This window comes from Streptomyces sp. NPDC104371 (genome assembly GCF_055583785.1).
Genome location: NZ_JBVJNF010000002.1, coordinates 1 through 13,508, shown reverse-complemented (window position 1 = coordinate 13,508; position 13,508 = coordinate 1). Strand labels below are relative to the sequence as shown.

The window sequence follows — 13,508 nt, the reverse complement described above, 5'->3', positions numbered from 1 at the left end:
CTGTGCCGGGGCGACCGCTCTCGATGTGCGAAGCCGTCCGAAGCCGTCCGATTCCGCCCGGCAGTCCCCCGCGGGGCGCCGATGGCCCGTAACCGATCCTGACAGGCGCCCAGTCCCAGCCTAATCACCAAGTACGTGCCTACGGCTAGCCCGTCGGCCGCAGCGCGCGCGGGGAGCGTGTCACACGGCATCCGTACCGGTCGATGTACGAACGCGGGCCGCTCACAAGGGGGATGGCGACGAGGGTCGATCCAGGCGAACACGGGCCGACCGCGCGGTCTGCTTCCGTGACGTACCCGACACCCTCACGAAAGAACGTCGCCGCAGCGGCATCGACTTGACGCGGCGTCAGCGGGATCCCGCCGCGAGGGGCGGCACAGACGTATGACGCCGCCCCTGCGCTTCACTTCACTCCGCCGCGAGCCCGCCGTTGTGCGGCGCCGGCTCCAGGTCGAACTCCCCGTCCCGCGCGCCGAGTACGAAGGCCCGCCACTCCGCCTCCGTGTACCGCAGCACGGTCTCCGGGTCGAGCGAGGACCTCATGGCGACGGCGCCGCCCGGCAGATAGGCGATCTCGACCCGCTCCTCGTGCTCCTCGGTGCCCGGAGCGGAGTGCCACTCGACCCCCGAGATATCGAGGGCGTAGAGCTCGTTCTTCTCGCGCTCCTTGCGTTCCCTGACTTCCTTGTCCAGCGCATCGGCCATGGTGGACGGGTCCCTTCACGATGTACGAACGAGCAACCCGGTCACAGTACTTGGACGAACCGCTCACCGTGGGGGAACAGCACCCGGATCCGGACTCCCCCGTCCCGCCCCGCGAGGGAGCACACCGGGCCGGGTGACTACAGTCCCGTCGGGTCCGAGCCGTACCGCCCGACGGTCGCCGTCGTGGCCGCTGTGCTCGTCGTCGTCCTGGGTGTCGGTGGCGGGCTGCTGTGGTACCGGTCGGACCACGCCCCGAACACGACGCCGAGGGTGGCCCGGCAGGGGCCGGACGAGATCCGGGAAACGGTCGAGAAGGTCCCGCGAACCCCCGAGGGAACCGCGGTCATCGACTCCTACGAGCGTGTCAGCGCCAAGAACAAGAGCGGTGTCTACGCACCGGGTACCTGGGTGACCGACAAGATCTTCGCCAAGGGCATCGGCAGCACGATCAAGGGCATCAAGATCGGTGTCGGCGGCCTCCAGGAGAAGGCCTGGACGCTCAAGCTGAGCGGCCATATCTGTGCCACCTCGCCGGACGTCACCGTGGACGGCCGTACCGCGGTGGTCGTCCAGCCCGCCCAGCACAAGGGAGCCGAGGGCGAGGGCATCTGCGACGAGATCGTGTTCCTCGACCTCGACCACGGCAAGGTGCTCTGGCGCAGGCAGATGCCGGGTGCCGACCAGGCGTACGTCACGAACACCAATCTGACGATGACGCGGAACACGGTGGCCGTGGCCTGGAGAGCGGGCTCGGTCGGGTACGACATGAAGGCCGGCAAGCAGCTCTGGAAGAGCACGGGCGTCGACGCGTGCCAGGACGTGGGCTTCGCCGGCGGCCGTGCCCTGCTCGCCCTGATCCGCTGCGGAACGGATGAAACCCCCGAGTACAAGGTGCAGAAGGTCGACCCGCACAGTGGCCGGCCCGTGTGGACGTACAAGGTCGCGCAGGGGATCGCGCAGGTCTATCTGCCCTCCTCCGACCCGCCCGTCCTCGCCGTCGCCGCGGGCGACAGCCAGGTGACCGACCTGATCACGCTCGACGACCGGGGCAGGCACCTCGCCACGATCTCCCTGGAGGGTGACCTGTACGACGCGATGTGCGGTCGGCACTACGGCGCCATCGGGTACTTCGGCACCATCGAGAGCTGCGACGGCGTGGTCGTGGGACGCACCGAGGTGTTCGTCGTCAGCACGAAGGAGAACTGGATCATGGGGTTCGACCGGAAGACGGGCAAGACCCGGCGCAAGCTCGACGGGCGGGGTTCGATGCAGCCCATCCAGCCGCTGCGGATGAGCGGCGACCAGCTCCTGGTGTACTCGCCCACCGGCGACGGGATCGGTCCCGCCGCGGTCCTGCTCTGGGACCCGCGCACCGGCAAGGAGAGGCCCTTCCTCCTGTTCAGCCTTCCGGATGACAGCCGGTACGAGCTGAGCGACCCGGACGATTCGGACATCATCGTCGAGGGTGGCCGCGTCTTCTTCGCGAAGCGACAGCTCTCACCGGACGAGGACCACCCCGATGTCGCCGTGACGGTGGCCATCGGCGTGGGCAGCGTCGAGTAGCACCGCCGAGAGCAGCACCGTCGAGCAGCTCCGGGACCGGCGGGCGACCGGCCCGGACAGGCCCCGCCACCCGGGCTGGTACCCTGTGTGACGGCCGTTCGTGTACGCACCCCCGGACCCCACCGAAGCCCCGACCGGGCCGCACCGGGAATCTGGAGGTCGCGCTCAGCGGATCCCCGCCTTCCGAGTCATGGAAGCTCCCCTGCGATGCAGACCAGGGGCACTCGGTGGCCTCCAAAGAATCACAAGGAGTACGCGTGTCGCTCGACGCCGCTACGAAGAAGCAGATCATCGCCGAGTTCGGTGCCAAGGAGGGTGACACCGGCTCCCCCGAGGTCCAGGTCGCGCTGCTGTCGCGCCGCATCTCGGACCTGACCGAGCACCTCAAGACGCACAAGCACGACCACCACTCCCGCCGTGGTCTGCTGATCCTGGTCGGCCAGCGTCGCCGCCTGCTGCAGTACCTGGCCAAGAAGGACATCCAGCGCTTCCGCGTGCTGGTCGACCGCCTCGGCATCCGCCGCGGTGCGGCCGGCGGCGCCAAGTAAGACGCCGTGAAGGGGAGCGGTTCCCACGCGAGGGGGCCGCTCCCTTTTGCTGTACGTGCGGACTGTCACCCCACCTTTGTAGTGTGGTAGCACAACGCCATACGTACGACGCAGTGTGACAACGCCTGGGACACGCCAGGCGCCGTCGCACACCGAACGAGGAGAAGCGCGCCGCGCCGCCGCCGGTCCTCGGTAGTGGCCCCCGGGGGAAGATCCCCGGGTGCTTCGATCGAAGACCGGCCCGCACCAACGGAGCGCCTCTCCGCCACCGTCCTACTGCCACACGGGCAGCCGGGACGAAGACGAGGAGAAATAGCTAGTGGAGAACGAGACCCACTACGCCGAGGCCGTCATCGACAACGGCTCCTTCGGCACCCGTACGATCCGCTTCGAGACGGGCCGCCTGGCCAAGCAGGCCGCCGGTTCCGCCGTCGCGTACCTGGACGACGACACGATGGTCCTGTCGGCCACCACCGCGTCCAAGAACCCCAAGGACCAGCTCGACTTCTTCCCGCTGACGGTCGACGTCGAGGAGCGGATGTACGCGGCCGGGAAGATCCCCGGTTCCTTCTTCCGCCGTGAGGGCCGTCCCTCCGAGGACGCCATCCTGACCTGCCGTCTCATCGACCGCCCGCTGCGCCCGTCCTTCAAGAAGGGCCTGCGCAACGAGATCCAGGTCGTCGCCACGGTCATGGCGCTCAACCCCGACCACCTGTACGACGTCGTGGCGATCAACGCCGCCTCCGCGTCCACGCAGCTCGCGGGCCTGCCCTTCTCCGGCCCGATCGGCGGCGTCCGCGTCGCGCTGATCAACGGCCAGTGGGTCGCCTTCCCGACGCACACCGAGCTGGAGGCCGCGGTCTTCGACATGGTGGTCGCCGGTCGCGTCCTGGAGGACGGCGACGTCGCGATCATGATGGTCGAGGCCGAGGCCACCGAGCACACCATCAAGCTCGTCGAGGGTGGCGTCGAGGCGCCGACCGAGGAGGTCGTGGCCTCCGGTCTCGACGCCGCGAAGCCCTTCATCAAGGTCCTGTGCAAGGCGCAGGCGGACCTCGCCGCGAAGGCCGCCAAGCCGACCGGCGAGTTCCCGATCTTCCTCGACTACCAGGACGACGTCCTGGAGGCGCTGACCGGCGCCGTCCGCCCCGAGCTGGCCCAGGCGCTGACCATCGCCGGCAAGCAGGAGCGCGAGGCCGAGCTGGACCGCGTCAAGCAGCTCGCCGCCGAGAAGCTCCTGCCGGAGTTCGAGGGCCGCGAGAAGGAGATCTCCGCCGCGTACCGCTCGCTGACCAAGACCCTGGTCCGTGAGCGCGTCATCAAGGAGAAGAAGCGCATCGACGGCCGCGGTGTCACCGACATCCGCACGCTGGCCGCCGAGGTCGAGGCCATCCCGCGGGTGCACGGCTCGGCCCTGTTCGAGCGCGGCGAGACCCAGATCCTGGGCGTCACCACGCTGAACATGCTGCGCATGGAGCAGCAGTTGGACACCCTCTCCCCGGTGACCCGCAAGCGCTACATGCACAACTACAACTTCCCGCCGTACTCCACGGGTGAGACGGGCCGCGTCGGTTCCCCGAAGCGCCGCGAGATCGGCCACGGCGCGCTGGCCGAGCGCGCCCTGGTGCCGGTGCTGCCCGCGCGCGAGGAGTTCCCGTACGCGATCCGTCAGGTCTCCGAGGCCCTCGGTTCCAACGGCTCCACGTCGATGGGTTCCGTCTGCGCCTCCACCATGTCGCTGCTGAACGCCGGTGTGCCGCTCAAGGCCCCGGTCGCCGGTATCGCCATGGGCCTGATCTCCCAGGAGATCGAGGGCGAGACGCACTACGTGACGCTGACCGACATCCTCGGTGCCGAGGACGCCTTCGGCGACATGGACTTCAAGGTCGCCGGTACGAAGGAGTTCGTCACCGCCCTCCAGCTCGACACGAAGCTGGACGGCATCCCGGCCTCCGTCCTGGCCGCGGCCCTCAAGCAGGCCCGCGACGCCCGTCTGCACATCCTCGATGTGATGACGGAGGCCATCGACCGGCCCGACGCGATGTCCCCGAACGCTCCGCGGATCATCACCGTCAAGATCCCGGTCGACAAGATCGGTGAGGTCATCGGCCCGAAGGGCAAGATGATCAACCAGATCCAGGAGGACACCGGCGCCGAGATCACGATCGAGGACGACGGCACGATCTACATCGGTGCCGCCGACGGCCCCTCCGCCGAGGCCGCCCGCACCACGATCAACAGCATCGCCAACCCGACCATGCCGGAGGTCGGCGAGCGCTACCTGGGCACGGTCGTGAAGACGACCACCTTCGGTGCGTTCGTCTCCCTGCTGCCGGGCAAGGACGGCCTGCTGCACATCTCGCAGATCCGCAAGCTCGCCGGTGGCAAGCGCGTGGAGAACGTCGAGGACGTGGTCGGCGTGGGCCAGAAGGTCCAGGTCGAGATCGCCGAGATCGACTCCCGCGGCAAGCTCTCCCTCATCCCCGTGATCGAGGGCGAGGACGACGAGGCGAAGGACGACACCGACAAGTGACGTCCCGTGGCTTCAAGGCGACGGCCCGCACCTCCTCGGAGGCGCGGGCCGTCGCCCGTACCCAAACCCTCATCAAGGGCGAGAACGGCATCGGCACGGTCCGTAAGACCACTCTTCCGGGTGGTCTGCGTATCGTCACCGAGACCCTGCCGTCCGTACGCTCCGCCACGTTCGGTATCTGGGCGCATGTCGGCTCCCGCGACGAGACGCCGTCGCTGAACGGCGCCACGCACTACCTGGAGCACCTGCTCTTCAAGGGCACGTCACGGCGCAGCGCGCTGGACATCTCCGCCGCGATCGACGCGGTCGGCGGCGAGATGAACGCGTTCACGGCCAAGGAGTACACGTGCTACTACGCGCGCGTGCTCGACACCGATCTGCCGCTCGCCATCGACGTGGTCTGCGACATGCTCACGGGCTCGCTCATCCGCGAGGAGGACGTCGACGTCGAGCGTGGCGCGATCCTCGAAGAGATCGCGATGACGGAGGACGACCCGGGCGACTGTGTGCACGACCTGTTCGCGCACACGATGCTCGGTGACACCCCGCTGGGCCGCCCGGTCCTCGGCACGGTCGACACGGTCAACGCCCTGAGCGCCGACCGCATCCGCCGCTTCTACCGCAAGCACTACGACCCCACGCATCTGGTGGTCGCCTGCGCGGGCAACGTCGACCACCACAAGGTCGTACGCCAGGTGCGGGCCGCCTTCGAGAAGGCCGGTGCCTTCAAGCGGCTCGACGCCACGCCGATCGAGCCGCGGGTGGGCCGTCGTGCCATCCGTACCGCCGGGCGCGTGGAACTGCTGGGCCGCAAGACCGAGCAGGCGCATGTCGTCCTCGGGATGCCGAGCCTGGCCCGTACCGACGAGCGCCGCTGGGCGCTGGGCGTCCTCAACACCGCCCTCGGCGGCGGCATGTCCTCCCGCCTCTTCCAGGAGGTCCGGGAGAAGCGCGGCCTGGCGTACAGCGTGTACTCGTACACCTCGGGCTTCGCCGACTGCGGTCTCTTCGGTGTGTACGCGGGCTGCCGTCCCAGCCAGGTGCACGACGTCCTCAGGATCTGCCGCGACGAGCTGGACCAGGTCGCGGAGCACGGTCTGTCGGACGACGAGATCGCGCGCGCCATCGGCCAGCTCAAGGGCTCCACGGTCCTCGGTCTCGAGGACACGGGTGCGCTGATGAACCGCATCGGCAAGAGTGAGCTGTGCTGGGGCGATCAGATGTCGGTCGATGACATGCTGGCGCGGATAGCCGAGGTCACCCCGGACGACGTCCGGTCCGTGGCCCGCGAGATCCTGGGTCAGCGGCCGTCCCTCTCGGTCATCGGCCCGCTCAAGGACAAGCAGGCCTCCCGGCTGCACGAAGCGGTCGCCTGAGCCGTCGACAGTCCGTACGTCCTCGACAGTCCGTACGTCGATCAAGGAATCAAGGAACATGAGCAAGCTGCGCGTGGCGGTCCTCGGAGCCCGGGGCCGGATCGGTTCGGAGGCGGTACGGGCCGTCGAGGCCGCCGAGGACATGGAGCTGGTCGCCGCCCTCGGCCGGGGCGACAAGCTGGAGACGCTGGTCGAGTCCGGTGCCGAGGTGGCGGTCGAGCTGACCACCCCGGCCTCGGTGATGGGCAACCTCGACTTCTGTGTACGGCACGGCATCCACGCCGTGGTCGGCACGACCGGCTGGACCGAGGAGCGCCTGGCGCAGCTCACCGGGTGGCTCGCGCAGTCCCCGGAGACCGGCATCCTCATCGCGCCGAACTTCTCCATCGGCGCCGTGCTGACCATGAAGTTCGCCGAGGTGGCGGCCCCGTACTTCGAGTCCGTCGAGGTGATCGAGCTGCATCACCCGAACAAGGTGGACGCCCCCAGCGGTACGGCCACGCGCACGGCCCAGCTCATCGCGGACGCGCGCCGCGAGGCGGGCAGCGCGGCGCAGCCCGACGCCACGGTGACCGCGCTGGACGGGGCCCGCGGGGCGGACGTCGACGGCGTCCCGGTGCACGCGGTCCGGCTGCGCGGGCTGCTCGCCCACCAGGAGGTGCTGCTCGGCGGCGAGGGCGAGACCCTCACCATCCGCCATGACTCCCTGCACCACAGCAGCTTCATGCCGGGCATCCTGCTCGGCGCCCGTCGCGTCGTGTCCACCCCGGGCCTGACCTTCGGTCTCGAGCACTTCCTGGATCTGAAGTAGTCACGATGGGCGCGAAGATCACCTATGCCGTCACGGCCGCCGTCCTGGTCGTCTACTTCGTCCTGGTCGGCAGCCGTGGTGTGCTCCTGATCCAGCACGGCACCGTGGTCACGGTCACCTTCGGTGTCGCGGTGCTGATCCTGCCGGTCATCGGTGTGTGGTTCCTGTGGAAGAACACGCAGTTCGTCCGCAGGGCCAACCGGCTGGCCGCCGAGCTGGACGCCGAGGGCGGGCTGCCCGTGGACGAGTTGAGGCGTTCCCCGAGCGGCCGTATCGACCGCGACTCGGCCGACGAGGTCTTCGCCCGGCGCAAGGCGGAGACCGAGGACGCCCCGGACGACTGGCGCAGTTGGTTCCGGCTGGCGGTCGCCTACCACGACGCGCGGGACACGCCGCGCGCCCGCAAGGCGATGCAGCGGGCGATCGCCCTGCACGACGCCCGGACGACCGTGTCCTGAACGACGGTACGACGAAGGGGCCGCCCCACTCGCAAGTGCGGGGCGGCCCCTTCGTCATACGGTCGTACGGTCTCAGGCCCGGCTGTACTCCGCGGCCCAGGCCTCGAGTCCGTCGGCCGCCCGGTCGAAGGCCTGCGGACGGGCCAGGAAGTCGGCGTCGTGCGTGGTGAGCAGCGGTCCCGTGGCCCCGGGCGTACGGCCCTTGTGGACGAGGACGAGCGCCTGTCCCTGCACCGTGCGCGGCAGCCCGAGCCAGCGCACCGGCTGCTGCACCGTCCGGACCGCGGCGGCCTTCTGCCAGGACGTGGTCCGCGTGAGGAAGAAGCCCACCCGGCGCAGCCCGTGCGCGCTCACCCAGACGCCCATGCGCAGCATCCGCAGCGCACCGGCGAGGACGACCAGGGCTATGCCGAGCACCGTGAAGGCGCCGGAGGGCGTGCCGGTCATCGCGATGATGAGGGCCGCGAAGAGCACGTACGACGAGAGCATGAGCAGGACCGCCGCCGCGCTCACGCGCCAGGGGCCGGGGCGGTAGGGGCGCCGCCAGCGCTCGTGGTCGTCGGCGGGCAGCGGGTGATCGTCCGCTCCCTGCTCGAAAGCACGGTCGGCCGTCAGGAAGGGCAGGGGCACGACTGATCCTCACTCGGTCCACGGGGGGTGCCCGGTGAGGCTATCGAGCCATGACCCCGCTCACCACCCTCGGGGGTCCCCGGCGGGCTCAGCGCCCGTCGGAGGCCTCGGAATGCTGGATCTCGGCGGGCGAATGCTGCGACATGGCGGGCATGCCGATGATCAGGGCGCCCACGAGCCCCCCGACGACGGTCAGCCCGAGCAGCCAGCGCGCAACGCGCTGACCTGCGGACACACGCTCGCGAGGCGGCGGAGTGACATTGCTGCGGAAGGAGTCGGCCTCGGCGAGGAAGGCGAACGGTACGGGCTCGCGCCGACGGGACATGGGAAGTGCTTCTCCTGTGGACTCGGAGGGACCGATGGACCCGGGACGGACGGTGGACGACGGGCGGCGACGGGGAGACCCGGAGGGACCGGGCAGGCCGGTGACAACCGGGTGACCCGAACAATCCGCTGTCACCGGGACAGACGAACGATCGGGGCGGAAGGTGCCCTGTTTCACCGAATTCGCCGAACTTCGGGGACGAATGTAGCGGCCCGGTACCGAACGCCCCGTTGTCGGTGCCGGGCCGTAGAGTGGGCGCCGCCCGAGCATGTGATGGGAAGGACCCCCTACGCCGTGACCGACACCCCCGCCGACGACCTGAAACCCCGCTTCCGCAGCGATGTCACCGTCGAACTGGTCAAGCACAGCGCGGCCGACTCCGACGTGCTGTGGGCCGCCCGCGTCTCCACGGCCGGCGAGCAGTCCCTGGAGGAGCTGCAGAAGGACCCGGAGCGCTCCAAGGGCCTGATCAACTACCTGATGCGCGACCGGCACGGCAGCCCCTTCGAGCACAACTCGATGACCTTCTTCATCAGCGCCCCGATCTTCGTCTTCCGCGAGTTCATGCGGCACCGCGTGGGCTGGTCGTACAACGAGGAGTCGGGCCGGTACCGCGAGCTGGAGCCGGTCTTCTACGTCCCCGACGCGTCCCGCAAGCTCGTCCAGGAGGGGCGTCCGGGCAAGTACCGCTTCGTCGAGGGCAGCCAGGCGCAGCAGGAGCTGACGGGCCGCGTCATGGAGGACGCGTACGTCCACGCCTACGAGGCGTACCAGGAGATGCTCGCCGCCGGTGTCGCGCGCGAGGTCGCCCGTTCGGTCCTGCCGGTCGGCCTGTTCTCCTCGATGTACGCGACCTGCAACGCCCGCTCGCTGATGCACTTCCTCGGCCTGCGCACGCAGCACGAGCTGGCGAAGGTCCCGTCCTTCCCGCAGCGGGAGATCGAGATGGTCGGCGAGAAGATGGAGGCCGAGTGGGCCAAGCTCATGCCGCTCACGTACGCCGCCTTCAACGCCAACGGCCGAGTGGCGCCGTAGCGCCCACCCGCACCCCGCCGGTACGCATGCGCGATGAGCCGAGCGAAGTGTCCGTATTGCGGCATTTCCCGAAGTTCATCTAGCCTGATCAAACGGACCCGGCACTGCTTGAACCCCCGAGCAGGCAGTGCCGGGCTCCACCTTTGTCAGGACTTATCCCGCCCCCCCGAGGGAAGACCGCACCCCGGGCAACGAGTAGCGTGTTACCCATGGCTCCGACCTCCACTCCGCAGATCCCCTTCGGGCGGATCCTCACCGCCATGGTCACGCCCTTCACGGCGGACGGCGCACTCGACCTCGACGGCGCCCAGCGGCTCGCCACCCACCTGGTGGACGCAGGCAATGACGGCCTGATCCTCAACGGCACCACCGGCGAGTCCCCGACCACCAGCGACGCGGAGAAATCGGATCTCGTACGAGCCGTACTGGAAGCGGTCGGCGACCGCGCCCACATCGTCGCCGGGGTCGGCACGAACGACACCCGCCACAGCGTCGAACTGGCGCGCGCGGCCGAGCGGGCCGGCGCCCACGGTCTGCTGACCGTCACGCCGTACTACAACAAGCCCTCCCAGGAGGGCCTCCACCGGCACTTCACGGCCATCGCCGACGCCACCGAGCTGCCGGTCATGCTCTACGACATCCCGGGCCGCAGCGGTGTCCCGATCAACACCGAGACCATCGTCCGCCTCGCGGAGCACCCCCGGATCGTGGCCAACAAGGACGCCAAGGGCGACCTCGGCCGCGCGAGCTGGGCCATCGCCGAGTCCGGCCTCGCCTGGTACTCCGGCGACGACATGCTCAACCTGCCACTGCTCTCCGTGGGCGCGGTCGGCTTCGTCTCGGTCGTCGGCCATGTCGTCACGCCCGAGCTGCGCGCCATGGCCGAGGCCTACGCGGACGGCGACGTCCACAAGGCGCTGGAGATCCACCAGCGGCTGCTCCCGGTGTTCACCGGCATGTTCCGCACCCAGGGCGTCATGACCACCAAGGCCGCCCTCGCCCTCCAGGGCCTGCCCGCCGGTCCGCTGCGCTCACCCATGGTCGAGCTCTCCCCCGAGGAGACCGCCCAGCTCAAGATCGATCTTGCGGCCGGCGGGGTACAGCTCTGACACAGACTTCACAACTGAATAGGCAGGACAACAGGTGCCTGCACGCCACACGACAACTGCATTTGCACGAACGTCATGCGCGCCGCGTGCCCTACAGGTACGTGGCGCGCATCGTGAGGAGAGTCTTTTGAGTCATCCGCATCCTGAACTCGGCCCGCCGCCGAAGCTCCCCGAAGGCGGCCTGAGGGTCACCCCGCTCGGCGGCCTGGGGGAGATCGGCCGGAACATGACGGTCTTCGAGTACGGCGGCCGTCTGCTGATCGTTGACTGCGGAGTGCTCTTCCCCGAGGAGGAGCAGCCCGGAGTCGACCTGATCCTGCCGGACTTCTCGTCCATCCGGGACCGTATCGACGACATCGAGGGCATCGTCCTCACGCACGGGCACGAGGACCACATCGGCGCGGTTCCGTTCCTGCTGCGGGAGAAGCCCGACATCCCGCTGATCGGTTCCAAGCTGACCCTCGCGCTGATCGAGGCGAAGCTCCAGGAGCACCGCATCCGTCCGTACACCCTGGAGGTGGCCGAGGGGCGGCGCGAGCGCGTCGGGCCCTTCGACTGCGAGTTCATCGCGGTCAACCACTCCATCCCGGACGCCCTCGCGGTCGCCATCCGCACCCCCGCGGGCATGGTGGTCCACACCGGCGACTTCAAGATGGACCAGTTGCCGCTGGACAACCGCCTGACGGACCTGCACGCGTTCGCGCGGCTGAGCGAGGAGGGCATCGACCTCCTCCTCACCGACTCCACCAACGCCGAGGTCCCCGGGTTCACGCCGCACGAGCGCGACATCTCCAACGTCCTGCGTCAGGTGTTCGCGAACGCCCGCAAGCGGATCATCGTGGCGAGCTTCGCCAGCCATGTCCACCGGATCCAGCAGATCCTGGACGCGGCGCACGAGTACGGCCGCCGGGTGGCCTTCGTCGGCCGCTCGATGGTCCGCAACATGGGCATCGCGCGGGACCTCGGCTATCTGAAGGTCCCGCCGGGCCTGGTCGTGGACGTACGGACGCTGGACGACCTGCCGGACCACGAGGTGGTCCTGGTCTGTACGGGCTCCCAGGGCGAGCCGATGGCGGCCCTGTCGCGCATGGCCAACAGGGACCACCAGATCCGCATCGTCGAGGGCGACACGGTGATCCTGGCGTCCTCGCTGATCCCGGGCAACGAGAACGCGGTGTACCGCGTGATCAACGGCCTGACGCGGTGGGGCGCGAACGTCGTGCACAAGGGCAACGCCAAGGTGCACGTCTCGGGCCACGCGTCCGCGGGCGAGCTGCTGTACTTCTACAACATCTGCCGGCCCAGGAACCTGATGCCGGTCCACGGCGAGTGGCGCCATCTGCGGGCGAACGCGGAGCTGGGCGCGCTGACCGGGGTTCCGCACGACCGGATCGTCATCGCCGAGGACGGCATCGCCGTCGACCTTGTCGAGGGCAAGGCGAGGATCTCCGGCAAGGTCCAGGCGGGGTACGTGTACGTCGACGGCCTCTCGGTCGGTGACGTCGGCGAGCCCGCGCTCAAGGACCGCAAGATCCTCGGTGACGAGGGCATCATCTCGGTCTTCGTCGTGGTGGACTCGTCCACGGGCAAGATCACCGGTGGCCCCCATGTCCAGGCCCGTGGCTCGGGCATCGAGGACTCGGCCTTCGCGGCCGTGCTCCCGAAGGTCACGGAAGTGCTGGAGAAGTCGGCGCAGGACGGGGTCGTCGAGCCCCACCAGCTCCAGCAGCTCATGCGCCGGACTCTGGGCAAGTGGGTCTCGGACACGTACCGGCGCAGGCCGATGATCCTGCCGGTGGTCGTCGAGGTCTGACGTTCCGTCAACGACCGAGCACTGCCACGACCGGAGCGGGGCGCCTCGATTTGCATCGGGGCGCCCCGCTCCAGTACGTTTACGGCTCCGCCAGCAAGGGAAGCCCCGGGCGCCATCGTGTGCCAGGGACCGACCGGAGCGGGTGGAAATTCCGACTCAGAATCTCTGATAAAGTCGGAACCGCCGGAAAGGGAAACGCGAGAGCGAGAACCTGGAAAGCACCGAGGAAATCGGATCGGAAAGATCTGATAGAGTCGGAAACACCGAAGGGAAAGCGCCCGGAGGAAAGCCTGAGAGAGTCTCTCGGGTGAGTACGAAGGAAGCATCCGTTCCTTGAGAACTCAACAGTGTGCCAAAAGTCAACGCCAGATATGTTGATACCCCGTCTCCGACCGGTTTCGGTTGGGGCGAGGTTCCTTTGAAATAACACAGCGAGGACGCTGTGAACCGAGGGGACTATTCCTCCTCTTGGTTCCGCTCCCGTGGTGTCACCGGATTACCGGTAAGCATTCACGGAGAGTTTGATCCTGGCTCAGGACGAACGCTGGCGGCGTGCTTAACACATGCAAGTCGAACGATGAAGCCCTTCGGGGTGGATTAGT

The 13,508-nt window shown here is 68.7% G+C and carries 12 protein-coding genes and 1 rRNA gene; 10 read left to right on the top strand and 3 right to left on the bottom strand.

Translation table 11 applies throughout. The features are described 5' to 3' along the window. Window positions 1–408: 408 nt before the first annotated feature. Window positions 409–705 carry a DUF397 domain-containing protein gene (locus ACZ60T_RS05900; RefSeq protein WP_365622985.1) on the bottom strand — a complete coding sequence of 99 codons (297 nt, stop codon included), beginning with the start codon at window positions 703–705 and terminating at the stop codon, window positions 409–411. 183 nt (window positions 706–888) lie between these two features. Here ACZ60T_RS05900 and ACZ60T_RS05895 point away from each other — a divergent pair, with 183 nt between their 5' ends. From ACZ60T_RS05895 to ACZ60T_RS05870, 6 genes are all read left to right on the top strand, one after another. Beyond that, window positions 889–2,268, top strand: coding sequence for an outer membrane protein assembly factor BamB family protein (locus ACZ60T_RS05895; RefSeq protein ID WP_469664799.1), 1,380 nt, complete (start codon window positions 889–891; stop codon window positions 2,266–2,268). A gap of 257 nt (window positions 2,269–2,525) precedes the next feature. After that, entirely contained in the window at window positions 2,526–2,816 is a 291-nt protein-coding gene (gene rpsO / locus ACZ60T_RS05890; protein ID WP_365622989.1) for a 30S ribosomal protein S15, read from the top strand. A 319-nt stretch (window positions 2,817–3,135) separates the two neighbouring features. Further along, window positions 3,136–5,349 (top strand): polyribonucleotide nucleotidyltransferase, encoded by a 2,214-nt coding sequence (locus tag ACZ60T_RS05885; protein ID WP_469664796.1) that lies wholly within the window; start codon window positions 3,136–3,138, stop codon window positions 5,347–5,349. Beyond that, the gene (locus ACZ60T_RS05880) at window positions 5,346–6,725 is read left to right on the top strand and encodes a M16 family metallopeptidase (RefSeq protein ID WP_469664794.1); all 1,380 of its coding nucleotides are present in this window, start codon (window positions 5,346–5,348) and stop codon (window positions 6,723–6,725) included. Before ACZ60T_RS05885 ends, ACZ60T_RS05880 begins: the two co-directional genes overlap by 4 nt. A 58-nt stretch (window positions 6,726–6,783) precedes the next feature. Continuing rightward, window positions 6,784–7,536 carry a 4-hydroxy-tetrahydrodipicolinate reductase gene (gene dapB / locus ACZ60T_RS05875; protein ID WP_469664792.1) on the top strand — a complete coding sequence of 251 codons (753 nt, stop codon included), beginning with the start codon at window positions 6,784–6,786 and terminating at the stop codon, window positions 7,534–7,536. A gap of 5 nt (window positions 7,537–7,541) precedes the next feature. Next, window positions 7,542–7,994 carry a tetratricopeptide repeat protein gene (locus ACZ60T_RS05870; protein WP_365622995.1) on the top strand — a complete coding sequence of 151 codons (453 nt, stop codon included), beginning with the start codon at window positions 7,542–7,544 and terminating at the stop codon, window positions 7,992–7,994. Window positions 7,995–8,066: 72 nt separating this feature from the next. Here ACZ60T_RS05870 and ACZ60T_RS05865 read toward each other — a convergent pair whose 3' ends face one another. Both ACZ60T_RS05865 and ACZ60T_RS05860 read right to left on the bottom strand, forming a co-directional pair. Beyond that, window positions 8,067–8,624, bottom strand: coding sequence for a hypothetical protein (locus ACZ60T_RS05865; RefSeq protein WP_365622997.1), 558 nt, complete (start codon window positions 8,622–8,624; stop codon window positions 8,067–8,069). 88 nt (window positions 8,625–8,712) lie between these two features. Beyond that, window positions 8,713–8,949 (bottom strand): hypothetical protein, encoded by a 237-nt coding sequence (locus tag ACZ60T_RS05860; RefSeq protein WP_365622999.1) that lies wholly within the window; start codon window positions 8,947–8,949, stop codon window positions 8,713–8,715. 294 nt (window positions 8,950–9,243) lie between these two features. Here ACZ60T_RS05860 and thyX point away from each other — a divergent pair, with 294 nt between their 5' ends. From thyX to ACZ60T_RS05840, 4 genes are all read left to right on the top strand, one after another. Beyond that, on the top strand, window positions 9,244–9,984 hold the full coding sequence (gene thyX / locus ACZ60T_RS05855; RefSeq protein WP_365623001.1) for an FAD-dependent thymidylate synthase: 741 nt from the start codon (window positions 9,244–9,246) through the stop codon (window positions 9,982–9,984). A gap of 209 nt (window positions 9,985–10,193) precedes the next feature. After that, window positions 10,194–11,093 (top strand): 4-hydroxy-tetrahydrodipicolinate synthase, encoded by a 900-nt coding sequence (dapA, locus tag ACZ60T_RS05850; protein WP_365623003.1) that lies wholly within the window; start codon window positions 10,194–10,196, stop codon window positions 11,091–11,093. Between the two features lie 127 nt (window positions 11,094–11,220). Beyond that, window positions 11,221–12,906: a ribonuclease J gene (locus ACZ60T_RS05845; protein ID WP_469664789.1), complete on the top strand. Its 1,686-nt coding sequence runs from the start codon at window positions 11,221–11,223 to the stop codon at window positions 12,904–12,906. A gap of 509 nt (window positions 12,907–13,415) precedes the next feature. Further along, a 16S ribosomal RNA gene (locus ACZ60T_RS05840) occupies window positions 13,416–13,508 on the top strand; the annotation flags it as partial.